The organism is Nocardia puris, from assembly GCF_003315035.1.
Classification (GTDB): domain Bacteria; phylum Actinomycetota; class Actinomycetes; order Mycobacteriales; family Mycobacteriaceae; genus Nocardia; species Nocardia puris.
Map to the genome: position 1 here is coordinate 44,833 of NZ_QNRE01000021.1, position 26,592 is coordinate 71,424.

General features: G+C 70.2%; 26 protein-coding genes. 8 read left to right on the plus strand and 18 right to left on the minus strand.

The features are described from left to right. Positions 1-360: 360 nt before the first annotated feature. Together DFR74_RS32090 and DFR74_RS32095 are read right to left on the minus strand one after the other, a co-directional pair. On the minus strand, positions 361-1,014 hold the full coding sequence (locus tag DFR74_RS32090) for a fasciclin domain-containing protein (protein ID WP_067511468.1): 654 nt from the start codon (positions 1,012-1,014) through the stop codon (positions 361-363). A 113-nt stretch (positions 1,015-1,127) separates the two neighbouring features. Continuing rightward, positions 1,128-1,715, minus strand: coding sequence for a hypothetical protein (locus DFR74_RS32095; RefSeq protein WP_067511491.1), 588 nt, complete (start codon positions 1,713-1,715; stop codon positions 1,128-1,130). A gap of 206 nt (positions 1,716-1,921) precedes the next feature. Between DFR74_RS32095 and DFR74_RS32100 the strand changes: the two genes are divergently transcribed. After that, on the plus strand, positions 1,922-3,976 hold the full coding sequence (locus DFR74_RS32100) for a TerD family protein (RefSeq protein ID WP_113975386.1): 2,055 nt from the start codon (positions 1,922-1,924) through the stop codon (positions 3,974-3,976). Positions 3,977-4,093: 117 nt separating this feature from the next. Next, complete coding sequence (locus DFR74_RS32105) at positions 4,094-4,927, plus strand: class I SAM-dependent methyltransferase (protein ID WP_067511466.1); 834 nt, start codon at positions 4,094-4,096, stop codon at positions 4,925-4,927. A 105-nt stretch (positions 4,928-5,032) separates the two neighbouring features. Here the strand turns inward: DFR74_RS32105 and DFR74_RS32110 are convergent, their stop codons facing one another. Next, positions 5,033-5,794 carry a class I SAM-dependent methyltransferase gene (locus tag DFR74_RS32110; RefSeq protein ID WP_067511465.1) on the minus strand — a complete coding sequence of 254 codons (762 nt, stop codon included), beginning with the start codon at positions 5,792-5,794 and terminating at the stop codon, positions 5,033-5,035. Positions 5,795-5,884: 90 nt separating this feature from the next. Between DFR74_RS32110 and DFR74_RS32115 the strand changes: the two genes are divergently transcribed. Then, complete coding sequence (locus DFR74_RS32115) at positions 5,885-6,394, plus strand: OsmC family protein (protein WP_067511464.1); 510 nt, start codon at positions 5,885-5,887, stop codon at positions 6,392-6,394. A 217-nt stretch (positions 6,395-6,611) separates the two neighbouring features. On the opposite strand, the gene DFR74_RS32120 is transcribed toward DFR74_RS32115, so the two are convergent. From DFR74_RS32120 to DFR74_RS32140, 5 genes are all read right to left on the minus strand, one after another. Further along, positions 6,612-7,799, minus strand: coding sequence for a cytochrome P450 (locus tag DFR74_RS32120; protein WP_084537927.1), 1,188 nt, complete (start codon positions 7,797-7,799; stop codon positions 6,612-6,614). Further along, positions 7,796-9,721 carry an asparagine synthase (glutamine-hydrolyzing) gene (gene asnB, locus DFR74_RS32125; RefSeq protein ID WP_067511463.1) on the minus strand — a complete coding sequence of 642 codons (1,926 nt, stop codon included), beginning with the start codon at positions 9,719-9,721 and terminating at the stop codon, positions 7,796-7,798. Before asnB ends, DFR74_RS32120 begins: the two co-directional genes overlap by 4 nt. 264 nt (positions 9,722-9,985) lie before the next feature. Continuing rightward, entirely contained in the window at positions 9,986-12,295 is a 2,310-nt protein-coding gene (locus tag DFR74_RS32130; RefSeq protein ID WP_067511462.1) for an FdhF/YdeP family oxidoreductase, read from the minus strand. 115 nt (positions 12,296-12,410) lie between these two features. Next, complete coding sequence (locus DFR74_RS32135) at positions 12,411-13,049, minus strand: DUF1345 domain-containing protein (RefSeq protein WP_067511461.1); 639 nt, start codon at positions 13,047-13,049, stop codon at positions 12,411-12,413. Positions 13,050-13,107: 58 nt separating this feature from the next. After that, a complete protein-coding gene (locus DFR74_RS32140; protein WP_067511460.1) occupies positions 13,108-14,331 on the minus strand; it encodes a PucR family transcriptional regulator in 1,224 nt (407 codons plus the stop codon). A 429-nt stretch (positions 14,332-14,760) separates the two neighbouring features. Between DFR74_RS32140 and DFR74_RS32145 the strand changes: the two genes are divergently transcribed. Then, a complete protein-coding gene (locus tag DFR74_RS32145) occupies positions 14,761-15,417 on the plus strand; it encodes a TetR/AcrR family transcriptional regulator (RefSeq protein ID WP_067511489.1) in 657 nt (218 codons plus the stop codon). Between the two features lie 10 nt (positions 15,418-15,427). Here the strand turns inward: DFR74_RS32145 and DFR74_RS32150 are convergent, their stop codons facing one another. The 8 genes from DFR74_RS32150 to DFR74_RS32185 are packed head-to-tail and all read right to left on the minus strand — an operon-like array spanning position 15,428 to position 22,267. Further along, positions 15,428-15,574: a DUF1059 domain-containing protein gene (locus tag DFR74_RS32150; protein WP_067511459.1), complete on the minus strand. Its 147-nt coding sequence runs from the start codon at positions 15,572-15,574 to the stop codon at positions 15,428-15,430. Further along, positions 15,571-16,239, minus strand: a complete 669-nt coding sequence (locus tag DFR74_RS32155) for a TetR/AcrR family transcriptional regulator (protein ID WP_067511458.1) — start codon at positions 16,237-16,239, stop codon at positions 15,571-15,573. The genes DFR74_RS32150 and DFR74_RS32155 overlap by 4 nt, the downstream gene beginning before the upstream one ends. 25 nt (positions 16,240-16,264) lie before the next feature. Beyond that, a complete protein-coding gene (gene fadD8 / locus DFR74_RS32160; RefSeq protein WP_067511457.1) occupies positions 16,265-17,875 on the minus strand; it encodes a fatty-acid--CoA ligase FadD8 in 1,611 nt (536 codons plus the stop codon). An 18-nt stretch (positions 17,876-17,893) separates the two neighbouring features. Next, on the minus strand, positions 17,894-19,096 hold the full coding sequence (locus DFR74_RS32165; RefSeq protein ID WP_084537926.1) for a thiolase C-terminal domain-containing protein: 1,203 nt from the start codon (positions 19,094-19,096) through the stop codon (positions 17,894-17,896). Between the two features lie 22 nt (positions 19,097-19,118). Continuing rightward, positions 19,119-20,279: a thiolase domain-containing protein gene (locus DFR74_RS32170; RefSeq protein ID WP_067511456.1), complete on the minus strand. Its 1,161-nt coding sequence runs from the start codon at positions 20,277-20,279 to the stop codon at positions 19,119-19,121. Beyond that, on the minus strand, positions 20,276-21,346 hold the full coding sequence (locus DFR74_RS32175; RefSeq protein ID WP_067511455.1) for a lipid-transfer protein: 1,071 nt from the start codon (positions 21,344-21,346) through the stop codon (positions 20,276-20,278). The genes DFR74_RS32170 and DFR74_RS32175 overlap by 4 nt, the downstream gene beginning before the upstream one ends. Then, positions 21,339-21,779, minus strand: a complete 441-nt coding sequence (locus DFR74_RS32180) for a Zn-ribbon domain-containing OB-fold protein (protein ID WP_067511487.1) — start codon at positions 21,777-21,779, stop codon at positions 21,339-21,341. The genes DFR74_RS32175 and DFR74_RS32180 overlap by 8 nt, the downstream gene beginning before the upstream one ends. 29 nt (positions 21,780-21,808) lie before the next feature. Next, positions 21,809-22,267, minus strand: a complete 459-nt coding sequence (locus tag DFR74_RS32185) for a Zn-ribbon domain-containing OB-fold protein (RefSeq protein WP_067511454.1) — start codon at positions 22,265-22,267, stop codon at positions 21,809-21,811. A gap of 178 nt (positions 22,268-22,445) precedes the next feature. On the opposite strand from DFR74_RS32185, the gene DFR74_RS32190 reads away from it, so the two are divergent. From DFR74_RS32190 to DFR74_RS32200, 3 genes are all read left to right on the plus strand, one after another. Further along, complete coding sequence (locus DFR74_RS32190) at positions 22,446-23,459, plus strand: alpha/beta hydrolase (protein ID WP_067511453.1); 1,014 nt, start codon at positions 22,446-22,448, stop codon at positions 23,457-23,459. Positions 23,460-23,532: 73 nt separating this feature from the next. After that, entirely contained in the window at positions 23,533-24,147 is a 615-nt protein-coding gene (locus DFR74_RS32195; protein WP_067511452.1) for a hypothetical protein, read from the plus strand. A 110-nt stretch (positions 24,148-24,257) separates the two neighbouring features. Continuing rightward, positions 24,258-24,890, plus strand: a complete 633-nt coding sequence (locus DFR74_RS32200) for a hypothetical protein (protein WP_232331829.1) — start codon at positions 24,258-24,260, stop codon at positions 24,888-24,890. On the opposite strand, the gene DFR74_RS32205 is transcribed toward DFR74_RS32200, so the two are convergent. Next, positions 24,844-25,569: a TVP38/TMEM64 family protein gene (locus DFR74_RS32205; RefSeq protein ID WP_067511450.1), complete on the minus strand. Its 726-nt coding sequence runs from the start codon at positions 25,567-25,569 to the stop codon at positions 24,844-24,846. The two genes, DFR74_RS32200 and DFR74_RS32205, sit on opposite strands and share 47 nt — an antisense overlap. 94 nt (positions 25,570-25,663) lie before the next feature. Between DFR74_RS32205 and DFR74_RS32210 the strand changes: the two genes are divergently transcribed. After that, entirely contained in the window at positions 25,664-26,137 is a 474-nt protein-coding gene (locus DFR74_RS32210; RefSeq protein ID WP_170160843.1) for an RDD family protein, read from the plus strand. On the opposite strand, the gene DFR74_RS32215 is transcribed toward DFR74_RS32210, so the two are convergent. Then, a complete protein-coding gene (locus DFR74_RS32215; protein ID WP_198161807.1) occupies positions 26,131-26,517 on the minus strand; it encodes a hypothetical protein in 387 nt (128 codons plus the stop codon). The genes DFR74_RS32210 and DFR74_RS32215 overlap by 7 nt on opposite strands. Positions 26,518-26,592: the final 75 nt, after the last annotated feature.

Genomic DNA, 26,592 nt, shown 5'->3' on the forward strand with positions numbered 1-26,592 from the left:
GTGGTTCGTCGTGGACGAGTGCTTTCACCGCCATACCTCCGCACGTACGCCCGGCGCGGCTGTCGTGTTCTCCAGCCTAGGCACTTTCGCTGGGTTCGGCCTTCTACGCCGGTACCGACGGTCAGGTGTAGACCTACCGTTGGCGTATCGATCGTTCTCTGTCGGCATACGGTGCGTTCGTTCCGCTCGCGGCACACGGCTGGCCCGGTCGCTTGTGGTTGCTTCGGGCGCGGGAAGGCGGGTGCCCACCCGAGCCGCGGCACGTATCTGTGCGCGCGGCCCGGCGCGGGGCGCGTTCGGCGGGATCCGATCGAGGCTCGATTGCCTCGACAAAGCGTTGCTCACCCAGCGTTTGCTACCTCAGGCCGGCGGCATCAGCACGGTGTCGATCAGATACACCGTGGCATTCGCGGTCTGCACTCCACCGCAGATCACCGACGCGTCGCCGACGGTGATGGTGTCGCCGGAGCGGGTCACGGTCACCTCGGACCCCTCGACCGTCTCGTGGCTGCCCGCGATCCGATCGGGCGCGATCTGGCCCGGCACCACGTGGTAGGTCAGGATGCCGGTGAGGGTCTCGGAGTCGGTGCGCAGCCCGTCGATGGTCTCCGGCGGGATCTTCTCGAACGCCGCGTCCACCGGCGCGAACACGGTGAACTGCCCGCCGTTGAGGGTGTCGACGAGGTTCACCTCGGGGTTCACCTGGCCCGACACGGCCGCGGTCAGCGTGGTGAGCAGCGGGTTATTGGACGCGGCCACCGCGACCGGGTCCTGCGCCATCCCGCTCACCGAGCCCGCTCCGGTCGGCACCTGCTCGGCGTAGGCGGCGCAGCCCGGTCCCACCAGGTTCGCGGCCGCGCCCATCTCGGTGGTGGTCATCGTGGTGGTGGGGGCGGCGGTCGTCGTGGTGGCGCTCGCCTCGCCGTCGGATCCGTCGTCGGTGCAGCCCGCCGCACCCGCCACCGCGGCGGCCAGCACCGCGGCCGTCGCGAGCGTGCGTGTCATGATCGTCATAGCTTCTGTCCTCCGTCGCGCGGCCTCGGGCCGCCTGGATGAGTTGACGGAAGGGACTTCGCGCAGCACCGCGCGGCGGTTTGGTCGAAACCCGCATCGAATATGAATCGAAACTAGGCGTTCTCGCGCGCCCGCAGGTAGGCGATCCCGCGCGGCGACAGCCGGTAGCCCACCCCGAGGCTGTGGGTGAGGCCGAGGTTCTTCAGCTTGCGCACGTCGATCTTGAACCGGTCGGGCTCCCGGCCCAGCCGCTCGGCCAGATCCGGCGCGCGGGTCGCGGGCATCTGCTCGATGATCCGCAGCGTCGCCAGCGTCCACGGCCCGTCCGCACCGGACCGATCCATCCGCTCGAGCTTGCCACTGATCGCGGCGACGTCCTCGGCGGACAACTGATCCGCGTGCGACAGTTCTTCTCGCGGGTCGGGGCCCTCCGCCACCCGGATCCGCAACATGTACACCGGGGCACCTTCCTCGCCCCGCAGGTCGGCGACCATGTGCGCCACCGACCGGTATCCCGCCGCCCGCACGTCCGCCAGCCGCACCCGCTGCGGGTCCACCTCGGCCATGCTCTCCACCACGATCCGCCCCGCGCCGGTGCGATACGTCCCGCCCGCCGACGCCTGCCGGTGCCGCCACCGCCGGAACAGCACCGTCACCGACCCGTCCCGGATGCCCGCCCAGCGCTCTTTCTCGATCAACATCGCCACACCTCCGAGGGATCGACCGGACCCCCGAATCCTGTCACGGCCGAACCGGGGAACGGTCGGTTTCCTCCCCGCCCATGCCCTAGTTCTCGGCGGAGGCGGCCCCGCGTGCCCGCCCCAGACCGTAGCGTGCTCCGGAAGCTATTCCGGCGTGGTGCTTTTCGAATCGGGGTGTGTGCATGTCGAGGAACGGTGACGGTGCGGTGGCGTGTCCGGCGTTGTCGAAGGGGCAGAACGTGCCGCTGCCCGCCGACGTGGACCGCGTCGACGTCGTCCTCGGCTGGACCGAGACGGAGGTAGAGGTGGACGCCTCGGCGCTGCTGCTCGGCGCCGCGCGCACGGTGGCCTCCGACGCCGACTTCGTCTTCTACAACCAGCCGGAGTCGTCCTGCGGTGCGGTGCGCTTCCTCGGGGTGAGCGCCACGGAAGAGGGCGCGCAGGCCCGGATCGCCGTCGACCTGGGAGCGCTCCCCGAATCGGTGCACACCGTCGCGCTGGCCGGGAGCCTGTCCGCCGGGACGTTCGGCGCGCTCGGCAAGCTCACCCTGCTGGTCGTGGACGCGGCGGGGCAGTCGCTCGCGGAGTACGTCACGGCCGACGCGACCACGGAGTCGGCGTTCGTCTTCGGCGAGGTGTACCGGCGCGACGGCGCGTGGCGGGTGCGCGCGGTCGGCCAGGGGTGGGACTCGGGTCTGGCCGGGCTGGCGACGGATTTCGGTGTGGCGGTGGACGACGATCCCGTCGAGGACGTCGAGAATGATCTTGCCCGGGAAGTCGAACATGATCCTGCCGGGGAAGTCGAAACTGCCGCTCGGGCAACGGAAACCGCAGCCGAGGCAACGGAGCCCGATTCGTCGAGCGCGCCGGAGCCCGCCCGCCCCGCGGCGCGCATGCCCACCCGCGCCCGGGGCATCCGCACCGCCAAGAAGGCCGTGAAGAAGGCCAAACCGCCGGAATTCAAACTGGCCGAATCGGAGACGTGGCAGCCCGCGCGCCTGTTCTCCGTGGTCGGCGTGGGCGCGGGCGAGGAGCAGGAGCGCCGCGCCACCTCGGCGCTGCTCGCGACCATGCAGGCGGTCCGGCCCTTCGCGCGAGCGCTGTGCGCTCGAATGGGCGCTCCGGCAGGTGCTTTCGAGGCGTACGTCGAGGTGCAGTACGAGCGGGGCGAGACGAAGGTGATCCCCGACGCCGTGCTGAAAGTGATGCGAGGCAGCCGGACCTGGACCGGATTGCTCGAGGTGAAGACCGGCAACGGCAAACTCCGCCGCGACCAGCTGGAGAGCTACCTCGACGTGGCGCGCCGCAAGAAGTACGACGTGGTGGTGAGTCTGTCCAACGACGTGCCGGCCGGGCCGGGCGAGCTGCCGGTGGAGGTGGACCGCCGCAAGCTCGCCAAGGTCGAGTTGCGGCACCTGTCGTGGGCTGAGGTGGCGCACGAGGCTCGGATGCTGTTGTCGCACGGCGGTATCGAGGAGGATCTGCACGCGTGGCTGCTCAGTGAATTCCTGCGCTACCTCGACCACCCGCGGTCCGGCGCGACGGAGTTCGTGGACATGGGGCGGCACTGGGTGGCGGTGCGCGACGCCGTGACAGCGGGGACGCTGCGCGCCGGCGATCAGAAGGCGCTGGCGGTGGCCGACACCTGGGTGTCACTGTCCCGCCATCTCGCGCTGCGGCTCACCGCCGAACTCGGCGTCACCGTCAAACACGTTCTGCCGCGCAAACATCGGGCCGATCGCGCGGCCCGCAACGCCGCGGTCGCCGAGCGGCTCGCGGCCGACGGCGTATTCGAGACCGTGTTGCGCATCCCGGACACGGCGGGCGATCTGATCGTCGCCGCCGACGTGCGCACCAACAAGGTCCGCTGCCGCACCACCCTCGACGCCCCCGACGAGGGCACGGCGGCGCGGCGCGTTTCCTGGCTGGTCAAACAGCTCGACGGCGCACCGGTCGATCTCACCGTCGAAGCGGTGTTCTCCGAACGCGGCAACGAGGCGTGCGAACTCCTCGACACCGTGCGCGCGAATCCGAAATCGCTCACCGAGGGACGCGGCGGCACGCTCACCTCGTTCTCTCTAGAGCGCACGTTCCCCATGGGCAGCCGCCGGTCGGGCACCGCCGCGAGCTTCATCACCAGCGTCACCGCCGCCACCGACACCTTCTACGGCACGGTCGTGCAGCCGTTGCGCGGTTGGGTGCCCGCCGCGCCGAAACAGGCCGAGCAGCCGCGTCCGGAACCTGTCGCCGACGAGGAGTGAGGCCCTGGGTTCGCGCGGCCGACATCGGAGCCGGAGGTTATTGCCGGTACAGCAATCTTCTTGCCGATACCGCAAGAAATCGTGCCAAGAACTGCCTATCCGTCCTAGCGTGACGGCATGCCGCACGCACACTCACCCCGCCACCACGATCAAGCCGACATCCTCGACCTGGACGCGGAGGTGCTGGCCGAGCACACCGCCGCGATCATCGCCGGTCTGCCGGTCACGACCGAGCCCCGGCGGATCGTCGATCTGGGCAGCGGGACCGGGGCGGGCACCTTCGCCCTGCTGGACCGTTTTCCCGAGGCGCGGATCGCGGCGGTCGACGCGTCGGCCGAGCACCTGCTGCGCCTGCGCGAAAAGGCTTGCGCGCGAGGCGTGGACGGGCGCGTGGACACGGTGCGGGCCGATCTCGACGCCGCCGAGTGGCCCGCGCTCGGCACGCCCGATCTGGTGTGGGCGTCGGCCTCTCTGCACCACCTCGCCGACCCGGACCGCGCGTTGCGCAGGGTGCACGACATCCTCGCGCCGGGCGGGCTGCTGGCGGTGGTCGAGCTGGCCGGATTCCCCCGATTCCTGCCCGCCGACGCGCCGGAGGACCGGCCCGGCCTGGAAGACCGCTGCCACGCGGTGAGCGACAGCCGCCACAGCGAGCACCTTTCCCATCGCGGCGCCGACTGGGGGCCGATCCTCACGGCCGCCGGCTTCACGGTCGACAAGGAACGCGCGCTCACCGTGCGCATCGACGGCGCCCACAACCCGGCGGTCGGCATCTACGCCCTCAACGGACTGCGCCGCCTCCGCCACAGCGTGTCCGACGCCCTCGACCCGGCCGACCGCACCGCCCTCGACCACCTGCTCGACACCGACGGCCCCGGCAGCATCCTGCGCCGCGCCGACCTCACCCTGCGCACCGAGCGCAGCGTGTGGGCAGCGCGCCGCACCGGGTGAATGCGTCAGCTGACGGCCTCTGCGGGTCGAGAGCGCGGTCTCGAGCCCACCGCACCGACGTGATCGCGCCTCGGCGACCGCGTTCACCGCCCCGGACCTGGACGCTCAGCGCGGGTCGGGGATGGCCCGGATCGCCAGGAACCCCGACGGTTCCCGCGAAAGCCGTTCGTAGCGTTCGGGATCGACGTGCGCGGCGGCCGCGGTGGGACGCGGCTCCAGCACACGTTCGAGCAGGAAGCCGGTGGCGCGCAACTCCTCGCAGGTCCGTTCGAGTGGGGCCAGCCAGTACCGCATGCGCCACCCGCGACTCCACACCTCCTCGATCACGCGCGGTTCGAAGTAGTTGCCGCCGTGGCGCAGCCAGTCGCCCGTGGGGTGCGGGCGCGAGAGGACCAGTGCGCCGTCGGGGCGCAGCACGCGGCGCAGTTCGCGCAGCATCGCGACCCGGTCGTCCACGTACTCCAGCACCAGGGCCAGGAGCACCGCGTCGACGGACGAGTCCGCCACCCAGTCCAGCGGTTCACCGAGGTCGTGCACGCGAAAGTTCCCGCCGGGCACTCGTTCCCGGCTCAACTCGACCATCCGCGCGCTCTGGTCGAACCCGCTCACCCGCGCGCCGCGCGCGGCCAGTTCCTCGGCGTAGAGGCCGGGACCGCACGCCGCGTCCAGGACGTCGCGGCCCGCCACGTCGCCGAGCAGCGCCAGGCACGCGGGCCGGTCGTAGTGCGCGTTGTAGAAGCCGTCGCGCGCGTGCTCCAGGTACTCGTCGGCGAAGACGTCATACTGGGCCTCGGAACCCACCGCCTCGCCGAAGTTCGGCTTCGGCGTGGGCGATTCTCGCTGACTCGGTTCACTGCGTCGGCTCATCACTCGAGTCTGCCCGACGGCGCGCCAGGGTTGGATTCACGCCGAGCGCAACCGTCGCCCCGCCCGCCCGGCATTCCTACCGTGCGAAGGATGACCACATCGCTGTCGCTCAACGCCATCACCGACGCCACCGCGAAGGCGGTCGCCGACAATCCCGCGAACGCCGTCGTGGTCTTTCGCGCGAGCGGCACGCCGGAGGGCGCCGTCGGCAGCGCGATCAGCGCGGGTTCGCACACCCTGCGCGTGGACGAACCCCCGGCGCTCGGCGGCGAGAACACCGCCGCCAACCCCGTCGAGCACTACCTCGCCGCCCTCATCTCCTGCCAGGTGGTCACCTACCGCTTCTGGGCGGAGCGCCTCGGCATCCAGGTCGACGATCTGGCGATCTCCGCCGAGGGTGATCTCGACGTGCGCGGCTTCTTCGGCCTCGACGACACCGTGCGCCCCGGTTTCCAGCAGGTCCGCGTCACCGTGCGCGTCACCGGCCCCGAATCCCCGGAACGCTACGAGGAACTCCAGCGCGCCGTCGACGCCCACTGCCCGGTCCTCGACATCTCCACCGGCACGATCCCGGTCCATACGACGCTCGAAACCGCCTGACCTCAACGCAATGCGTCGTACGGGGCATGTCCCCGTGTTCGTCGCCCGGGGCACGTTCCCGTGCTCGAAGCTGTTCCCGTCGGAGCGGCGCGGCACGTATCGAGTCGCCGCCCGCACTCGCGGTCGATGCCCTGACGCCGGTGGCCCCAGGCGCGGCGACGGCACCTGCCAACACCTACACCGCGTCCGGGTGTTGCGGCGTCCCCACGAACCCGCGTCAGCGCAGCCGGATGTCCAGCGTGCGATAAAGCGGGACGAACGCGTTGAAACGGTAACGGCGGCGGGTGATCTCCCACGGCCGGCCCGCGGCGAGCAGCACCTCGAGGAAGCGCGTCATCTGCACGTGGGTGAGCGCGGCGCCGAGGCAGAAGTGCTTACCGCCCCCGAACCAGAGCTGCCGGGTGCGCGCCACGTAGCCGAGGTCCAGGTCGAACCGGCCTACGGAATTGTCGATGTACCAGGTCATCACCTTCACGCGGTCGCCCGCGCGCAGATGCTTCCCGCCCAGTTCGACGTCGCCGACAACCCCGCGCCCCACCACGGGCATCGAACTCGTCACCCGCAGCCCCTCCCGCACGGCTTCGGGGATCAGGCCGGCGTCGCCGAGGAGCCGGTGCTGGTCGCCGGTGTCGTGCAGCAGCGCGACGAGCCTGCCGAGCGTGCTGGCCAGCGTGACGGTTCCCGCCACCACGAGCAGCACGGTGAACCCGCGCGTCTGCTCGAGCGTCAACCCCAGCTCGCGGCACCGGCCGATCACGGTATCCGGACCGGCCGAGTCGTAGGCCTGATCCACGGTCGCGCCGATCAGCGCCGACAGCGCGCGCCCCTTGCGCTGATTGCGCGCGGGTACCCGTGTGGTGGACCAGTTGCCCTTGCCGAGGTCGGCCAACCGCTCCATCGCGGCGAAGTACTCGACATACGGTGCGGCGGTGCCGGTTTCGCGCGGCAGCCCGGCGATATCGACCATCGCGCTCGCCGTGAACACCTTGCCGAACTCGGCGATGTCGACGGTGCGGCCCGCCGCCAGATCGGTGCGCAGCCGCTCGAGTAGCACGCCCGTCGACGTCTCCACCAGATGCTCCGAGGCGGGCCGGGAGAACAGATCGCCGAGCCCCGCCCGCAACTGCTGGTGCGCGGGGCCCTCGAACCGGTCGGCGGCGAAATCGCCCAGCATCTGCGACCACCAGTGCCCCGACGCACCGTCGGCCGCGATGCTGAAATGCTCACTGTCCCGGTGCACTTCGCGCGCGAGCTCCGGATCCGACACCACCCAGCCGAATTTCGGCACCTTGCGGATCGGCGCGGTCACCGCCCCCAGGGGCGCGAGCAACGCCAGCCCCGGCTGCGCGGCGGCGTGCAGGGCCAGTTCGTGCCATTCGGCGACGCGGGGCAGCGACGGGATCACGACGCCGCTCCCGCGATAGCCCCCGACGCGAACCGCTCGGCGCTGAACTGGTCGACCACCAGGTGCGTGCACAGGATCGCCATCGACGCCCACTCGGCCGTACTGCCCGCCCAGGTGCCCGGCTGATCCACGGCGGTGCGCCAGATCCGTTCCGTCACTTCGGGATCGAACAATCCGTAGCGGCGCACGGCGTCGCGGGAGAGGTGGTCGGCGGCGAGGTCCGCACCGGGGCCGCTGAGGTACCAGGCGCCGACCGGTGTCATGAACGGCTTCTTGCGCCGCCGCACGATCGGCTTGGGCAGCAGCGGTGCCATCGCCCGCTTGAGCACGTACTTCTCGGTGCCCAGGCGCACCAGCATGCCCGGATCGATCTCCGCGCAGACGTCGAGCACGTCGCGGTCCAGGAACGGCACCCGCACCTCGATGCCGTGCGCCATCCCGAGCCGGTCGGAGATCGGCAGCACCCAGTGCGGCAGCCGCGTGTGGAACTCGAAATGCATCTGCCGGTGCAGGGTGGTGTGCTCGGGCGGGCGCGGAAGTGCCGACGGCTCAGGAAGATCCGTGAGCACGGCCGGTCGCGCTGTGCCCGACAGCGCGCTCCACAGGTACACCCAGGGCGGCATCTGCCCGTACTTATCCGTGTATTGCCCACGGCGCGTGGCGAGGTCGACGATGTGGCGGTCGATGCCGCTGGGCGCGCCGATCCACTTCGTCGCCTGCCGCCACACCATCGGTTGCAGGAAGTCCAGACGCATGGTCTCCAAACGCGAACTCAGCCGCATCAACCGGTAGAAGTCGTACCCGGCGAGCAGTTCGTCGGAGCCGTCGCCGCTCATCGCGACCTTGAGTCCCCGGTCGCGGGCCAGCGCCGTCAGGTCCAGGAAGGGGGAGGCGACGCCGCCGTACCAGAACGGGGATTCGAAGTGCCACATGCTCTTCGGCAGCAGCTCACAGGCCCGCGCCCCGGTCATCTCGGCCTCGTGGTTCGGCACCCGCAGCGACTCCGCCACCAGCCGCGACATCTCGGTCTCGTCGTGGATCGCACCGTCCAGCCGCACGCTGAGCGTGGTCAGCGGCGCGTCGCAGCGCCGCGCGGCGACGGCGGCGATGGCGGAGGAATCGAGCCCGCCGCTCAACGCGATACCGGCCTCGACCTCGTCGGGAACGCGTTTGGCCACCGCGGCGGTGAACGCCTCGTCGAACGCCTCGACCGCCGCGCGGCCGGTGAGCAGCGGCGCGTCGGGATCGGGGCGCTGAAAGATGCTGAAGTACCGCCGAATTCGCACACCGTCGGCATCGGCGGTGAGCACGGTCCCGGGTTCCAGATCGCGCACGTCGCGCCAGAAGGTGCCCGGCGCGATCGTGTGCCCGTAGAACAGGCAGTCGCTCAACCCCTGCGGGTCGATCTCCGGTGCGCACACCCCGGCCGCGAAGATGCCCTTGATCTCGGACGCGAAGGTGATCCGGCTGCCACGCCGGTGGTAGAAGAGCGGTTTGACGCCCACGCGGTCGCGGGCCAGCGTCAACCGCCGCCGCGCGGCGTCCCAGATCGCGATGCCGAAATCCCCGTCCAGATGGTCGGCGAACCGCTCCCCGTACTCCTCGTAGAGGTGCGGGATCACCTCCGCGTCGCTGTCGCTGCGGAACCGGTGCCCGCGCGCCGCCAGCTCCCGGCGCAACCGCCGGTGGTTGTAGATCTCGCCGTTGAGCAGGGCGCGCACCCGGCCGGTCTCGTCGGCCACGGGCTGCGCGCCGTGGGCCACGTCCACGATGGACAGGCGCTGGAAGCCGAGGGCGATGTGCCGGTCGTGCCAGGTGGTGTGGTCGTCGGGGCCGCGGTGGCGCTGTATCGCGCACATGGCCGCGACGGGGCGCGGGTCGACCGGTTCGGTGAAGTCGGCGATGCCGCAGAGGGCGCACATATCGGGGTTTTCCGTTCAGTCCTGGCCGGCGGGCGCGACAGCGCACTCAGCTCGGTGCGGGCGGCATCCATGGCGCCCGAGAGTCGGCGGATCGGCGGGAGTTCGTCGGCCGCGCCGAGCACGATCAACCGCGTGCCCGGCACATCCGGCCGGGCCGACTCTAATCACGGATCCGCACTACGGCGAAATCGGCGTAAACAATTCTGCGCCGGAAACCAATTCGACGCCGATACCTTGTCGCGCAGTATCAAGAAGACCGGGATTTCATCCCACCGGACTGGGTTCGATGCGGACCGTGAGATTCTTCATGATCGGCTGATCGCTCTGCGTGCTGTAATCGCCGATCGCGCACAGCACGTTCATCTCCGGCATGTAGCCGGCGGCACACCCGGGCGGGATGTCGTAGGGAATCGCCTGGTAGCGGTGCAGGGAGCGAGTGGTGCCGTCGCGGGCGATGCTGGTGATGTCGACCTCGTCGAATTCGGACAGACCGCGCTCGCGCATATCGTCGGCATTCATGAAAACCAGTGTGCGCAGGTTCTTCACACCGCGATAGCGATCGTTCTCGGAGTAGATGGTGGTGTTCCACTGATCGTGCGCCCGCATCGTGGCAAGGGTGAGCGTGCCGGGTTCGCGCGTGCCGTCGGGCAGTGGCGCGGCGGAGAACTCGGCGCGGCCCGAGGGCGTGCGGAACACCAATTCCCGTGCGGGCTGGCGGATCCGGAACCCGAGCGGCAACCGTACGCGGCGGTTGAAATCCTCGAAGCCGTCGAACACCTCGGCCATGGTGTCGCGGATCCGGTCGTAGTTCTCGATGTAGTGCTCCCACGGCGTGGGGCTGTCGGGCAGCGCGGCGCGCGCGATCCCGGCGATGATCGCCGGTTCGGAGAGCAGGTGCGGGGACGCGGGCTTCTTCATCCCGACCGACAGGTGCACCATGCTCATCGAGTCCTCCACCGAGGTCGCCTGCACGCCGCCGCGCTGCACGTCCTTCTCGGTGCGGCCCAGGCACGGCAGGATCAGCGCGCGCCGGCCGTGCACCAGGTGGCTCCGGTTGAGCTTGGTGCTCACCTGCACGGTCAGCTCACACCGGCGCAGCGCGTCGAACGTGTAGGCGGTGTCGGGCGCGGCGATCGCGAAATTGCCGCCCATACCGACGAATACGCGCACCCGGCCCGCGTGCATGGCGTCTATGGTCGCGACCGTGTCCATACCGTGTTCGCGCGGCGGGTCGATCCCGCACACGAGCGCCAGCCGGTTCAGGAAGTCCTGGCTCGGGCGGTGATCGATGCCGCAGGTGCGGTTGCCCTGCACATTGCTGTGCCCGCGCACGGGCGAGGGACCCGCGCCCTCGCGACCCAGATTGCCGCGCAACAGCAGCAGATTCACGATCTCGCGGACGGTGTCGACGCCGTGCTCGTGCTGCGTGACGCCCAGGCACCAGCTGACGATGCTGCGGTCGGCGTCGCAGTAGATGCGCGCGGCCTTGCGGATCTCCTCGGCGCGCACACCCGAGCGCTGTTCGAGCTCGGCCCAGGTGGTCGCCTCGCACACCGCGCGGTAGTCCTCGTAACCGGCGGTGTAGCGCTCGATGAACTGGCGGTCCAAAGCCTTCGGGTTCGCGGCCGACTCCTCGAACACGGCCTTGGCGATGCCGCGCAGCACGGCCATATCGCCGCCGATGCGCGGTTGCAGGTTGAGCGTGCTGGTAGGGGTCGCGCGGAAGGTGGCCATCTTCACGAAGTCGTGCGGGATGATCGCGCGCCGCGCCGCCGCCTCGACCAGCGGGTTCACGTGCACGATCCGCGCGCCGCGCCGGTAGGCCTCGACCAGGGCGGTGAGCATGCGCGGCGCGTTGGAGGCGGCGTTCACGCCGAAGATGAACAGCGCGTCGGCGGTCTCCCAGTCGGCCAGGTCGACGGTGCCCTTGCCGGTGCCCAGCGCCGCCTGCAAGGCGCGCCCGCTCGCCTCGTGGCACATGTTGGAGCAGTCGGGCAGGTTGTTCGTGCCCAGCTCGCGCGCCAGCAGTTGATACAGGAAGGTGGCCTCGTTGCCGAGGCGGCCCGAGGTGTAGAAGGCGGCCTGGTTCGGGTCGTCGAGTTCGCGCAGCGTGCGCCCGGCCAGCTCGAACGCCTCCGGCCACGAGATCGGGAGGTAGCGGTCGGTGGCGGGGTCGTAGCTCATCGGCTCGGTGAGCCTGCCCTGGTTCTCCAGCTCGAATTCACTCCATCCCGACAGCTCGGTCACCGTGTGCCGGGCGAAGAACGCCGCGTCGACCCGCTTGTGCGTCATCTCCCACGCGACGTGTTTGATGCCGTTCTCGCAGATGTCGAGGTGCAAGCCCTTGGTGTCGTCGGGCCAGGCGCAGCCGGGACAGTCGAAGCCGCCGTTCTCGTGGTTCATCTTGAGGATGGCGCGCGGCCCCGCGATGCCCTCGCCCTCCTTCGCCAGGAAACGGGTGACGCTCTCGGCGGCGCCCCACCCGGCGGCGGGGTGGTGATAGGGATGGAATTCCGGCCTGCCGTCGTCGGACTCGTGGCCGGTATCGCGATCTTCGACGGAACCTCTGGTCATCGCCGCACCCTTCGCCAGGCCGCCGCGAGGGCGCGCGGCAGCGGGTCTTCGTGACACATCGGAAATCGGGCTGCTGCACCGAATGGTAGTCCTCGTGCTCCGGTGCCGAGGGGTATCAGCCGGTCGCGATTCCGGCGACCAGATTGATGGTGGTCGCGAGGATGACGGTGCCGAACACATAGGACAGCAGATTGTGCCGCAGCGCGACCGCCCGAATGGTCCGGCTCGACACATCGGTGTCGGAGACCTGATAGGTCATGCCGAGGTTGTAGCTGAAATAGAAGAAATCGCGATAGGCGGGTTGTTCGTCTTCGTTATTGAAATCGATGCCGCCGATCGGTTCGGCGTAGTACAGATACGCGTACCGCGTGGCATACATCAGGTGCAGCGCCGCCCACGCCATGAACACCCCGCCCAGCGCGGTCGCCGCGGCCGCGTGACCTGCGCCGGAGCTGCCCAGCACCAGGATCACCACGATGCCGACCAGACCGCTCAGCGCCGCCGCGACCACCACGAGTTCGTCCACCAGCGGCCGGAAATCCTCGCGCCGCACCACCGCTCGCGTGCGGTGCTCGTCCATCGGCCACAACACCAGCCACCCGGCGATCACGAAAACCGTGGCGGTGGCGGTGATTCCGGAAACAATCCCCAACGGCACCCGCGTGGTGATTCCCACCGGCACCCCGACCATCACCCCGGCGAGCACCGAGAGAAGCAGGCGCGCCACTGCGGACAACAGAAATCCGGGCCTCATACGCGCTCACTGTAGCCGCCGAGAATTCGGCGGTCCGGAAGAAATGCGGGCCGCCGGTTCAGGCGGAACGGATTTCGGGGACGGGTTCGGCGGCGCGGGCGGCCATGGCGGAACGCAGGATCCAGATCTGGTCGGGCTTGCCCGGGTCCAGGCCGGTGAGCTGGGCGATGCGGCGCAGCCGGTAGTCGACCGTGTTGGGATGCACGTGCAGGTGGCGGGCCGTGCGGCGGCGGTCGTGCTCGTGGTCGAGGTAGTCGCGCAGCGTCGTCAGCAGTTCCGGATGGTCGTCCAAGGGAGCGAGGTGCGCGCGCAACGCCTCGCGCCCGGTGCCGGGCCTGGTCAGCTGGTAATACAGCGCCAAATCGGAGAATCGGTGCAGGCCGGATTCGCCACCGAGGCGTTCGAGCATGTCGAGCAGTTCGTGGGCCTGCTGCGCGGCGCCCGCCACCTCCTCGGCGCTTGCCGTCACCAGCGTCGCGATCACCGGAACCCGTGCGGCGTCGGACAATTGACGTACCACGTCGTCGACTTCGCGGTCGTCGCGCAGGTTCGCCGGGAAGAGCACCGTGCCGCCGTTCACCGACAGCAGCGACAGCACCCGGTCGCCGAACTGATCGGCCAGCGAGGCCTGCACCCTGCGGAGCTTGCGCCGCGCGACCACCCGGCCGTCGAGCCGGGGGTCGCATTCGTCGGAATGGGGCGGCAACGAGACGGCCAGCACGTGGTACCGGTCGGCGACCGGCAGTCCGCTCTCCCTGGCCAGCGACGAGCTGGTGTTGCCGCCGAGCAGTGCCGAGGTCAGGTTGTGCACGGCCGTATGGTGTTCGGCCGCCGCCGCTTTGTGCTCGCGCACATACGCCTTGCCCACCGCGGCCGTCACCGCGTCGAGCACGTGCAGGATCGCGTCGGCGCAGGCGACCACGTCGGCCTGTCCGGCGGCGCGCACCCGGCCCAGGATCAGCTCCAGCGCCGCGGTGAAGCCGCGATGCAGGACGTGCAGCGCCACGTCGATCGGGATGCCGTCGCGCGCCCAGCCGGCGGCCGCCGCGTGCAGCGCGTCGGCCGCGCCGTCCCCCGACGAGCCGTTCATCCGGTCGATCACCCGGTCCAGGCAGACGCGGGCGACGACGGCCGCGTCGGCGGGCAGGGACCCGCACGGCGTTCCCGAGCTCTTGAGCCCGGCGACGAGTTGCCTGGCCATCTCGTGAACCTCGTGCGGAGGGATCGCGATCGGGTTCCCGGAACCGACCGGTGCGGGACGATTGATGCTCTGAATCGTCACGGGCAGACCTCCTTGTCACCGCGGGCTCGCGACCGGCGAATGCGTCGTGCCGACCCGGCCCGCCGCGAGCAGTTCACCCAGCGTGAACTGTAATTCGAGCACCCACTCACCTTCTACTCTCCTTCGCACCTGACCGCTCCGGCGTAGTTCCTGCCCGCTACCTGCGATTTCATCCTCGAAAACGCCGCTCGGGCAAGCGGGAAGAACACTATGATCGCCGGAAGCTCACTTTTCGTGGACGGCTGTCGCGGCCGGTGCGCGCATTGGTGCCGGGCACAAGGGCGGTGCGTGGATTCTGGGTGATCTACCACCGTGCCGACGGGGTCCGGGCGGCCGGTGATGGCCGATAGTTGAATCGGGGCAACCTCGGCGGCTCGGGCCGGGCGGTGCCCCGAGGAGTGAGTGGGCCGAGGACAGGAGGACTACACGGTGCCAGCGAAGGCTGTGGGACAACGTCGCCGTCCCACCCAGGAACGGGCGAAGGCAACCCGTGAGCACATTCTCGACACCGCGGCCCGCCTGTTCGGCGAGCGCGGCATCGCGAACACGTCCACGAACCGCATCGCCTCCGAGGCCGGGCTGAGCATCGGGACCGTGTACCGATATTTCAGCGACCGCACCGTGATCGTGGAGGAACTGCTCTCGCGGCTGCTCGAGGACATCGAGCGGCGGTTCACCCAGCGGGTCTTCGATCTCTCGGAGAAGTCGTCCCGCCAGATCGTGTCCGACATCCTCACCGTCATCACCGAGGAACTGGTGGCCAACGCGGAGCTGGTGCGCGCGCTGGTGGCCGGCGTGCAGTTCTACAACAGCGGCATCCCGGAGTTCGAACCCCGGCTGCACCTGTTGGTGAAGGTGCTCATCATCCAGATCCTCGGCCCCGGTGACGACCGCGAGTACGACGTGATGACGTTCGTGTTCATCAACACCGGCTTCGCCGCCGTGCTGCGCGCCTCGGCGCTCGAGGTCGACCAGCGGCAGCGGCAGGAGGCGATCGAGATGACCGCGCGCATGCTCGGCGCGTGGATCGATTCGGAGATCGACGCCGTCGACGGTGAACGGCTGCCCCGCGTGAGCGGTTCGTGAGTGCGCGAGCTCAGTACGCGAACAACAGGATCTCGTCGCGCGAGTAGTCGTGACCGGGATGGTTCTCGGTGAGGTGCGCGCGGGTCTTCTCCACCAGATCGTCTTCGTCGGAGCCGGTGATCAATTCGCCGCAGGGGCAACGCAATCGGGTCTTCACGGGGCTTTCCTCTCGGAACGGGGGCTGTCGGGCGGGCCGGTGAGTATGGCGGTGACGACATCGATGAGTTCGGCTTTCGCCTGCTCGGGCGTGATGTCGACACCGGAGAGCGCGACCAGGTCGCGGGTGCTGTGCAGGTCGCCGAGGGCGTGGAAGGTGAGCGTCATCGCCTGGGCCAGGCGGAAGCGCACGGTGGGGCGGGGCAGATCCGGGTCGATGCGCCCCATCAGCGAGGTGAAGCGCACGGCCTGGTCGGTGAATCCCTCGCTGACCAGCGCGAGCGCCTGATGTCCTCCGGCCAGGATGCCGGCGATGAACTTCACCCACGACGCGCCCTCGCCGCAGGCCAGCTCCCACACCGGCAGCACGAACGCCTCGGCCAGACCGCGCGGCGTGGGGTCGCCCGCGGACTCCATGGCGTCGAGCAGGGCCGCGCGCCGGGAGGCCACGGCCTCGCTGCGCCGCCGCACCACCGCGCTGATCAGGGCGTCCTTGGACCCGAAGTGGTAGTGGACCGACGCCACGTTGGTGCCCGCCTCGGTCATCACCGCGCGCAGCGAGACGGCGTCGATCCCGCGCTCGGCGAACAGGCGCTCCGCCGCCGCCACCAACCGCTGCTCGGTGGTGGGCGGCGCGGCGCCGTCCCGCTCGATGGCACTGGTCACGACTGCATTGTAGTCAGGCACGCGCTCACCGGACCGGAGCCCCGGATTCGATTGCGGCGGCGGCGATCTCGCGGATCTTCTTCTTGTCCGGCTTGCCCAGCCCGGTGAGCGGCAGCGGTCCGGTGAACAAGACGTGCTTGGGCGATTGCACCGAACCCTTGCGCTGCTTCACCGTGCGCTGGATCTGCGCGGTGATGGCGTCGCGGTCGTGCCCGTCGCCCGCGCGCAGCACCACCACGGCGGTGACGGCCTCGCCCCAGTGCGCGTCGGGCACGCCCACCACCGCCACGTCGGCGACGTCGGGGTGCTCGGCGACGACATCCTCGATCTCGCGGGGGAAGACGTTGAATCCGCCGGTGACGATCATGTCCTTGCTGCGGCCCACGATGTGCAGGAAGCCGTCGGCGTCCTCGCGCGCCAGGTCCCCGGTGCGCAGCCAGCCGTCGCGGAACGTCTCGGCCGTGGTCTCCGGCAGGCCGAGATACCCGGCGGCGAGCAGCGGGCCGGACACGCAGATCTCCCCGACCTCGCCCTCCGGGACGCGCTGCCCTTCGGTATCGAGCAGCGCGACGCGCAGCGCGTGCGAGGGCCTGCCGCAGGAGGTGAGCCGGGCGCGATCATGCTCACTCTTGCCGAGGTAGCTGATCACCATCGGCGCCTCGGACTGGCCGTAGTACTGCGCGAAGATCGGGCCGAACCGGTCGATCGCCTCTTGCAGGCGATGCTGGTCGATCGCGGAAGCCCCGTAGTAGACGGTCTCGAGCGAGGAGAGGTCGCGGGTGGCGATGTCGGGGTGGTCGAGCAACGCGTAGAGCATCGACGGCACCAGCATCGTCGCGGTGATCCGGTGCTCCTCGATGACGCGCAGCACCTCGCCCGGATCGAAGCGGGGCACCACCACGCAGTGCCCGCCCAGCAGGACGGTCGGCACGAAGAACGCCGCACCCGCGTGCGAGAGCGGCGTGCACACCAGGAACTTCGGGCGGTGCGGCCACTCCCATTCGGCGAGCTGGATCTGCGTCATCGTCGCCATGCCCAGCGCGGTCCCGACCACGCCCTTCGGCTTGCCGGTGGTGCCGCCGGTGTAGCTGACCGACACCACGTGATCTGGCGGCAGTTCGGTGGCCTCCACCGGGCCGGACGGCGTCTGCTCCACCGTCGCCAGCAAGTCCACGCCCACGTCGGCGAGTTGCTCCGGAACCGGGCCCAGCACAAGCACTTTCGTCAGTCCCGGCACGAGATCCACCAGGGCGCGGGCGCGTTCGACGAAGGGCGGCAGCGGATCGAGGATGAGCACCGAGATGCCCGCGTCGTCGAGGACGTAGGCGTGATCGTCCAGTCCGCCCATGGGGTGCAGCGCGGTGCGGCGATGCCCGCGGATCTGGCCCGCGCCGATGGTGAACAGCACCTCGGGACGGTTGAGCGCCAGCACGCCCACGGGCGTGCCGGTGTCGACGCCGTGGGCGGCCAGCGCGGTGGCGTAGCGGCCGATCGCGTCGGTGACCTCGGCGCCGGTGAGCACGGCGTCGCCGAGGGTGAGCACCGGATCGTGGCGATGCCTGCGCAGGCCCGCGAGCAAGGAGTGGCCGTTGTGCACGGGCAGGCGGAGCTGGTCGTCGGTATTCGGTCGAATCATGGTGTGCGGCTCCGGAAGTCAGGCGGGGACGGGGGACGGTGCGGCGTAGAGCGTGACCGAGCACGCACCGCCGAGGCCGAGATTGTGGGCGAGGGCTAGGCGCGCGCCCGGGACCTGGCGGGCGTCCGCGAGTCCCCGGAGCTGCCAGGACAGTTCGGCGGTCTGGGCGAGTCCGGTCGCGCCGAGCGGGTGGCCCTTGGAGATGAGCCCGCCGGAGGGGTTCACCACCCAGCGTCCGCCGTAGGTGGTGGCCCCGGACTCGACGAGCTTGCCCGATTCGCCCTCGGCGCACAGGCCGAGCGCTTCGTAGGTGACGAGCTCGTTGATGGAGAAGCAGTCGTGCAGCTCGATCACGTCCACGTCGGCGATCCCGACGCCCGTGCGTTCCCAGACCCGTTGCGCGGCACGCCTTGTCATCGGTGCGCCGATGACGTCGATCAGGGAGCCGGTCGCGAAGGCCTCGGCGGTGTCGGTGACGATCTCCTGGGCGAGGATCTCCACCGCCTGTGCGCGCAACCCGTGCCGGTCGACGAAGTCCTCGGAGGCGAGCACGGCCGCGGCCGCGCCGTCGGACATGGGGGAGCACTGCGACCGGGTGAGCGGCCCGTGCACCGGGTGGTCGTCGAGCACCTCGCGCAGCGAATACGGACGCTGGAACTGCGCCAAGGGATTTCGCGTCGAGTGCTCGTGGTTCTTCACCGCCACCGCCGCCAGTTGCTCGGCCGTGGTGCCGTAGCGGCTCCTGTGCTCGGCGGCCGCGTTGCCGAAGAACTGGGTGGTGACCGGCGCGGTGCCGAACTCGTGGCGCTCGGCCATCACGCGTAAGTGGGCGTCGATGGTCGTGACCGGCGGCGGTTCGGCGGGTGCGGCCATCGACTCCTTGGTCATCTGCTCGAAGCCGAGCGCGAGCGTCACCTCGGCCGTGCCCGCGGCGACCCACTCGGCGGCCAGCATCAGGGCCGTGGAGCCCGTCGCGCAGTTGTTGGACACGTTGACGACCGGTAGACCGGTGAGCCCGACGTCGTAGAGCACGCGCTGCCCGGCCGCCGACGGCTGGAAGACGTAACCCGCCGCGGCCCTGTCGATCCGGTCGTATTCGACGCCCGCGTCGGCCAGCGCCGCCCGCACCGCCGCGCCCGCCAGGTCCGGATAGGTCCGGTCGCGCGCACCGATCTTGACGAACGGCGTCATGCCGACGCCGATCACGAAAACCCTTCGCACAGTGGCACTCCTCGCTCGTCGATCAGCCGCCGGGCCGGTCGGAGCCGACCACCCAGAGGGCGTGGAACTGGGACGCGCCGCCCATGGCGTGCCCGATGGCCCGCCGCGCGCCGGGGACCTGGTGCTCACCCGCCGTGCCGCGCACCTGTCGCGCGGCTTCCAGGAACCGCAGCAAACCCGTTGCGCCGGTGGGATTCCCGGACAGCACGCCGCCCGACGGGTTGACCGGCAGCGCGCCGTCGAACCGGGTGACGCCGTCGTCCACCAGTTTCCAGCCCTGGTGCGCCGGCGCGAGCCCGATGTTCTCCAACCACATCGGCTCGTACCAGCTGTACGGGATGTAGAGCTCGGCGACGTCGATATCGCGGGCGGGGTCGTCGATGCCCGCCTGCCGGTAGGCGTCGGCCGCGCATTCCGTACCCGCGCGGGGATTCACCTCGTCGCGTCCCGCGAAATGTCCTGTCTCCGTGCGGAACGACATCCCGTGGATCCAGGCGGGCGGATGGGCGGGCTCGCCCACGTGCGACGCGGCGGCCAGCACGATCGCGGCGGCCCCGTCGGAGGACGGGCAGGATTCGAGGTAGCGGATCGGGTCCCACAGCATCTTGGACTCGCGCACTTTCTCGACCGTGATATCCGGCATGTGGATGTGCGCGTACGGGTTTCGCAGCGCGTTGAGCCGGTGGTTCACCGCCACCTGCCAGCCGGTGTGCTCCGGCGCGCCCGACCGGCGGATGTACTCCCGGATCACCGGCGCGAAATGCCCGCCCGCGCCCGCGCCGAGCTTCGCGCTGAACGGCAGTCCGCGCGAGAGCGCCCAGGTGAAATTCCCTTCGGACTCTTTGGAATACGCGGCCACCAGCACCCGCCGCGCCAACCCCGCCTGGATCAGGTGCGCCCCATACACCGCCGCGTGCCCGCCCACGCTGCCGCCGGTGAACACCCTGGTCACCGGAAGCCCCCGCGCCCCGAGCGCATCCGCCAGATACAGCTCCGGATTCATCACGCCGTCGAACAGGTCCGGCGTCTTGGACAGCACCACCGCGTCCACCTCGCCGAGCGCCAGGCCGGCGTCGGCCATCGCGGCCGTCACCGCCTCGCGCACCATGGCGCCGATGGTGACCTCGCGGCGCTTGGCCTGTTTGCCCTGGCCGATGCCGACGACCGCGACCTGCTCGTTCATCCCGCGTTCCCTTCCAGCAGGCAGACCAGATTCTGCTGTAGCGCTTGACCATTCGTCGCGTGCGCGAGCGCGCGGCGGGCCATGCCGGTGTCGATGGCGTGGGCGGCTTCGATTACGCGCAACAGCCCGGTCGCGGTGGTCGGGCGCCCCGCCAGCGGTCCGCCCGAAGGATTGCGCGCGGTGTCCGCCCCGAGTCCGAGTTCGCGCGCGAGCAGCGGTTCCTGCGCGGAGTATTCGACGTGCAGTTCGGCGACCTCGCAGTCCGCCGCCTCGAATCCGGCGAGCCGCGCGGCGTGCGCGGCGGCCGTCGCGGCCGAGGGCGCGCGCGTCAGATCACGGGAGCCGGGATAGTGCGTGTCCATCCGGTGGTCCACGCCCCGCACCCACACCGGATCCGCGCACAACTCACGCGCGGCGTCACCGGCCGCGAGCACCACGACGGCCGCCGCGTCGCCGACCGGCGAGATGTCTCGGGCGCGCAGGGGAGCGGCGACGTAGGGCTCGTTCAGCAGCTGGTCGACGGGAAACTTCCCTGAGAGCTGGGCGTGCGGATTGTCCACAGCGTCGGCCAGGCTGCGCGCGACGACGCCCGCCATCTCCTCTTCGGAGGTGTGCCCGCCGCGCACCAGCGCGTCGGCCTGGATACCCGCGATGGCGTCGCGGTGCGGGCGCAGCGGGGCCAGGTAATAGGGATCGAGCTGCGACGGGACCACTTGGTCCAGGTCGCACGCGAGCGAACCGCGCCCGATCCCGTAGATCAGCGCCACGTCGCCGTGCCCCAGTTGCAGCCACGTCCACGCCTCGTAGAACGCCCACGCGGCGTCCATCTCCACGTGCGATTCCGCGAGCGGCGGCCAGGCGCCCACCGCGTCCAGGGAGTCGATGTAGGCGAAGGTGCGGCCCTCGTGGAAATCGTGACTGCCCGAGCACACGAAGTCGACGCGGTCGCGCCCGATGCCGGCCAGCGCCTCGCGCACCACGGGCAGCAGGATGCCCGCCATATCGTCGCGCCGGTTGGCCGCCAGGCAGCGGGATTGCGCGGTGGCGACGATCCCGATGTCACGCACGGTGGGCCTCCTCCAGGGGGCGGTAGTGGCGGATACTCGTCCACGACGGCTCGGGCGCGGCGTCCGACCACACCGGTTCGACGCGCATCCCGATGTGGACCGCGTCGATCTCGGCCTCGCGGATCAGGTGCATGAACCGTGTGTCGGCGCCGTCGGGATGGATGTGGGCCACGACATAGGGCGGCTCGATCTCCTGCCCGGGGAACGGGAAGCTCACCACGCAGAACGTGGACACGGTGCCCCGTCCGTCCAGCTCGATCGGCTCGCCGAGTTCGGCCAGGCAGCGCGCGCAGAACTCCGGCGCGGGCAGATACACCTTTCCGCACCCGGGGCAGCCCCGCGCGAGGAACTTGCGCTCGGCGAGCCCGCGCAGGAAAGTGGACCGGCCCGCGCCCGCGACGAACGTGTAGTCCATCCGCAGCGGCGTCGGCATCAGCCGGACCGGTTCTGGCAGTGCGGAAGTCACGCCGGGTCTCCGATCGGCTCGAAACAGGTCAGATCGCTCATCTCGCCGCGCCGCTGCGCGGCCCAGCGCGCCCGGACCCGCAGCCCGTGCCGCATCCCCGCCGGATCGCCGCCCACGTCGACGGCGTGGAACAGCGCGCCCTCGGCGCCGTCGATCGCGATCAGGCCCCACGCGAAGTCGTGACCGACCGGATCGCCCGGCCGGTGCGCCACCCACGTCCACGCCTGCACGCTGCCGACCGGCTCGAGCTCGACCAGATCGCGCAACTCCGCTCCGCTCACCGGGTCGAACTCGGCGGGCGGGCAGACCACCGTGCCGCGCTCGGTGCGCGCCCCCAGCAGTCGCGCCTCCCGCAGCCCGCCGAGGAACGTGCCGACCACGGTGCCGACGGTCCGCTCGAACGGAAACTCGACTCGATAAGGCGCGCACAAACTCTCGTCACCGGCTGTCCCCATCGACCGCCTCCCTTCCTCGAGGGGAAGTGTGCCGCTATCACGCGATTAAATCAAGTGATAGAACCTGGACGGTCGATCATGATCCGTAACGGTTCGGCCTCGAACGAAGACGTAGTGTGTCGAGATAACAACTTCGACGATGTGGCCGAACCCGGCCCGGACTGGAACCGACTGCTCGATGAAACTCTCCGCACTACGTAAGGTCGCCACCGTGCGCACCGCGGCCGTCGCGCTCACCGCGGCGCTCTCGGTCGCGATGCTCGGAAGCACCGCCGCGGCCGCGCCGGCGAAGGCCCCGGAGATCACCTCCGTGACCAAGGACGGACGGACCTGGCATCTGAAGGTGTACTCGGCGGCGATGGGCACCGAGATCGATGTCGACGTGCAGCGTCCGGCCGACGAGTCCGTCTCGGCGCCCAACCTCTACATGCTCAACGGTCTCGACGGCGGCATCGGCTCCGCGAGCTGGGCGGCGCAGACCGAGGCGCTGGAATGGCTCGCCGACAAGCCGGTCAACGTCATCCAGCCGATCGGCGGCCGCGGCAGCTACTACGCCGACTGGCGCCAGACCGACCCGAAGCTGGGCGAGAACAAGTGGAAGACGTTCTTCACCGAGGAACTGCCCCCGCTGCTCGACAAGACCCTGAACTCCACCGGCCGCAACGCGCTGGCCGGCCTGTCCACCTCCGGTACCTCGGTGCTGCAGCTGGCCGAGGCCAAGCCCGGCCTGTGGAAGTCGGTCGCCGCCTACAGCGGGTGCGCGCAGATCGCCGACCCGATCGGTCAGCAGTTCGTGAAGCTGGCCGTGGAGACGTGGGCCGGTGGGGACACCAACAACATGTACGGCCCCGCCGACAGCCCGATGTGGGCCGAGAACGACCCGGTGATCAACGCCGAGAAGCTGCGCGGCACCAATCTCTACATCTCCAGCGGCAGCGGCATCCCGGTGCTCGAGGACGTCGAGTACTACCTGAACTCGGCCCCCGGCCCGATGGGCGCGGTCAACCTGAGCCTCGGCGTGATCATCGAGGCCGCCGTCAACGGCTGCACCGCCAACCTGAAGAACAAGCTGGACTCCCTCGAGATCCCCGCCACCTTCAAGTTCAACCCCGTCGGCACCCACTACTGGCCGTACTGGGAAGAAGCGCTGCACGAGTCCTGGCCGATCCTGGCCGAGGGCATGGGCATCTGATCCTGCCGGTCCGTTGAGAAGCCCGGAGTCACGGTGTGACTCCGGGCTTCTCGTCCTTCGTGAGGAGTGGCCGATGACCTCGTCGGTGGTGCTGTGGTGGTTGCCGGTCGGCGCGGGCGGGCACGTGGTGCGGCACACCAGCGCCTGGTGGGAGCGTGTCGAAGCCGCACGGGCCCGTCGTCCGCCGCGGCCGCTGTTCCACGCGGCGCTGGAAGTGACGGTGGACGGCGCGCGATACGTCATCGAGATGGCACCCGAGTGGGGCGGGCCGCGAACGGCCGACCGGGGTGTGGTGCGCACGGGCGCGGTGGGCTCGCGGTTTCTCGGGCGGTCCCGGTTCTTTCGCTATGAGGTCCGGTGCTGGCGTGACGGTGTGCTCCCCGATCGTGATTGGGCGGAAGGGGGACCCCTCACGCTCGCGCGCGATCCTGCGGTGGCGCGGGCGCTGCTCGCCGGGGTGCCGCGAGTGCCCGCCCTGACCTGGGGCCGGAGCGTCGAGGGGGACATGTGGAACTCGAACTCGCTGGTCGCGTGGGCGCTCGTCATCGCGGGAATCGACACCGCGGACCTGCGGCCACCTGGCGGCGGGCGGGCGCCGGGCTGGTACGCCGGCCTCGCCGTCGCGCGGGAGCCCGGTCTCGCCCGCGACGACCGGCCCGGCCGTTTCCGGGGGAAGGGTCGTTCGTAGTCAGGGGCGGAGTCGTAGGCCTTCTTCCCGCCGGGTAGTGGTGCGGCGAGAATCGGAAGGTGTCTCTGCGTCGTATCGCTCTTGCCCTGGCTGCCGCTCCGGTAGTAGCGGTGACCGCCGCCGTGACCGCCGCGGTGGCGACCGGTGTGCCTCGGCGGCTGGGCGCGTCGAGAGCCGAGGCGCGAATTCCGCTGCCCGGTGACGAGTTGCTGCCCGAAGCCGGGGTGCAGAACGATCGGGCGCGCACCCTCGCCGCGTCACCAGCGCGGGTGTGGCCGTGGATCGCTCAGCTCGGGCAGGACAAGGCCGGGTTCTACTCGTTCGAGACGCTGGAGAATCTCGCCGGATGCCGGATCACCGGGGCCGACCGCGTCCATCCCGAGTGGCAGGACGTGCGGCCGGGTGACATCTTCCGGCTGCACCCCGATGTCGCGTTGCGGGTGGCGCGGGTCGAACCGGGGCGCTGTCTCGTGGTGACCTCGCAGGGCGGCGACGCACCCGGGGAGATGGACTTCGCCACCACCTGGACCTTCCATCTCACGGCGGTCGAATCGCCCACCGGTGTGCCCTCGACGCGATTGCACCTGCGTGAGCGGTACGAGACCCGTGGCGCCAGCGCACGAGTCATGATCGAGGCGACGAGCGTGGTGAGCGCGTTGATGACCTGGCGGATGCTCGCCAGGCTGGCGGCGCTGACTACGGCGACTCCGGAGCCGCCTTCTCGAGCGACACCGGCGCGGTGACGTCGCGCTCCCGCCAACTGCGATAACCGCGGTGGGCGGCGAACGCCCCGATGACCGCCATCACGCACCACACCGCGATCGCGGAGTAGGCGAGGGGAGCGGAGAGGTCACCGATGGACGCACCGAGTGCCGTGTAGACGAACGCGCGCGGCGCCGACCCGATGAACGCGCCGACGGCCATCTGCCACAACGGAATTCCGAACGCGCCGAACGTGTACGAGGCGAGCGCGTCGGGGACGCCCGGCACGAATCGCTGCCCGACCACCGCCCACAGTCCGTACCGCTCGAGCTGCGCGTCGATACGCTCGGACCGTTCGGGACCGAGCAGATGGCGAGCGCTCTCCCGCCCGGCCCGGCGCCCGAGGAACGCCGACGACGTCGCCGTCCCCACCGTCGCGCCCAGCGTCACGAACGTCCCCACCAGCGGTCCGAACAGCAGACCGCTTCCCGCCGCGAGAATCGGCCCCGGCACCAAGGCGGTGCCGAGCAGCGCCGACACCACCACGTAGACCAGCGGCGCGGCGGGACCCGTCGAGGCGACCATCTCCCGCACGGCCTCGACATCGATCACGCGCGCGACGGCGACCAGATAGAACAAGACGAGCAGGAACGCGGCGAACACCGCCAGCCGCACACCGTGCCGCCAGCGGCTGTCCCGGGGTTCGTCGGTCTCGCTCATGATGGGCCCATCCTGCCGTAGTCGGACGGTCGTCTCGAATCGGAGGTGGTGCGGACGCGCGACATCCCCGACCCGGCCGTGCACACTCCGTCGGGTGAGTAGTGCGAATCCGGGCCGGACCAGGCCCGGCGGGGGTAATCGGCAGCGCGATCCCGACGTGTGGGTGGCACCGGAAGCGCCGGAGGGCCGCCTAGTACTGGCCGCGACGGTCGACGGACTTCTGGCGCTCGGCGGCGGCATCGCCCTCGCCGTCGTCGCACTGGGCATGGACCTCGGCGACCTGATCCTCATCCCGACCTTCCTGGGCCTGATGCTCGTCCTGTCGTTCGTCAACCACGTCTTCGGCACGGTCCTGTTCCGCGGCGGCCTCGCCGATCACCTCTTCGGCCTGCGCGTCATCCGCGCGAAAGACGGTGGCAGACCGGGCTTCTGGCGCAGCGTCTACCGCTGGATCACCGGCTACGTCCTCGTCGTTTTCATGTCGCTTCTGGGGGAGGGAGGCACCATCGGCGAAGCCTGCGGGTTGCGCACGGTGCTTCGTCGCCACCTCGTCAACCACACCTACTGAGCGCGCCCGATCCACCGCGCTGCCGCCTCGTAGGTCGTGGACGGTCCACTGTTGAACGCGATCGCGGCGTTGGGCGCATATCGCCGAATCAGGTTGACCACCAACTCCAGCAACTCCAGGCTCTCGTCGGAGTGCCGCAACCCACCCCCGACCGTCACGCACTCCCACGGGTGAGCCCGCAACGCCTCCCCGACCACGGCTTCGACATCGTCACTCCCATCGAGCCCGAAGAGACACGTCTCGACCCCGACCCCGTGCGCGGCGAACTCCGCCAACCCCGCTTCGATCGCCTCAGCGACGGGCTCCGGATCCCACGGGCCAGGCACCCGATACGGATCCAGCCCGATCACGAGCACGCGGGGAGTGGACGCGGAGTTCACACGGCGGACGATACGCGCCGGCATTGCGACGTGAACCGGATTCGACGTGCCAGGTCATGGGTGTACTCCGGGTGC

Excerpts from the sequence above, each read along its gene's own strand:
- DFR74_RS32090 (WP_067511468.1), bottom strand. The coding sequence starts at position 1,014 with ATGACGATCATGACACGCACGCTCGCGACGGCCGCGGTGCTGGCCGCC.
- DFR74_RS32095 (WP_067511491.1), bottom strand. The coding sequence starts at position 1,715 with ATGTTGATCGAGAAAGAGCGCTGGGCGGGCATCCGGGACGGGTCGGTG.
- DFR74_RS32105 (WP_067511466.1), top strand. The coding sequence starts at position 4,094 with ATGCCGCACGCACACTCACCCCGCCACCACGATCAAGCCGACATCCTC.
- DFR74_RS32110 (WP_067511465.1), bottom strand. The coding sequence starts at position 5,794 with ATGAGCCGACGCAGTGAACCGAGTCAGCGAGAATCGCCCACGCCGAAG.
- DFR74_RS32115 (WP_067511464.1), top strand. The coding sequence starts at position 5,885 with ATGACCACATCGCTGTCGCTCAACGCCATCACCGACGCCACCGCGAAG.
- asnB (WP_067511463.1), bottom strand. The coding sequence starts at position 9,721 with ATGTGCGCCCTCTGCGGCATCGCCGACTTCACCGAACCGGTCGACCCG.
- DFR74_RS32130 (WP_067511462.1), bottom strand. The coding sequence starts at position 12,295 with ATGACCAGAGGTTCCGTCGAAGATCGCGATACCGGCCACGAGTCCGAC.
- DFR74_RS32135 (WP_067511461.1), bottom strand. The coding sequence starts at position 13,049 with ATGAGGCCCGGATTTCTGTTGTCCGCAGTGGCGCGCCTGCTTCTCTCG.
- fadD8 (WP_067511457.1), bottom strand. The coding sequence starts at position 17,875 with ATGATTCGACCGAATACCGACGACCAGCTCCGCCTGCCCGTGCACAAC.
- DFR74_RS32170 (WP_067511456.1), bottom strand. The coding sequence starts at position 20,279 with ATGAACGAGCAGGTCGCGGTCGTCGGCATCGGCCAGGGCAAACAGGCC.
- DFR74_RS32180 (WP_067511487.1), bottom strand. The coding sequence starts at position 21,779 with ATGCCGACGCCGCTGCGGATGGACTACACGTTCGTCGCGGGCGCGGGC.
- DFR74_RS32185 (WP_067511454.1), bottom strand. The coding sequence starts at position 22,267 with ATGGGGACAGCCGGTGACGAGAGTTTGTGCGCGCCTTATCGAGTCGAG.
- DFR74_RS32190 (WP_067511453.1), top strand. The coding sequence starts at position 22,446 with ATGAAACTCTCCGCACTACGTAAGGTCGCCACCGTGCGCACCGCGGCC.
- DFR74_RS32195 (WP_067511452.1), top strand. The coding sequence starts at position 23,533 with ATGACCTCGTCGGTGGTGCTGTGGTGGTTGCCGGTCGGCGCGGGCGGG.
- DFR74_RS32205 (WP_067511450.1), bottom strand. The coding sequence starts at position 25,569 with ATGAGCGAGACCGACGAACCCCGGGACAGCCGCTGGCGGCACGGTGTG.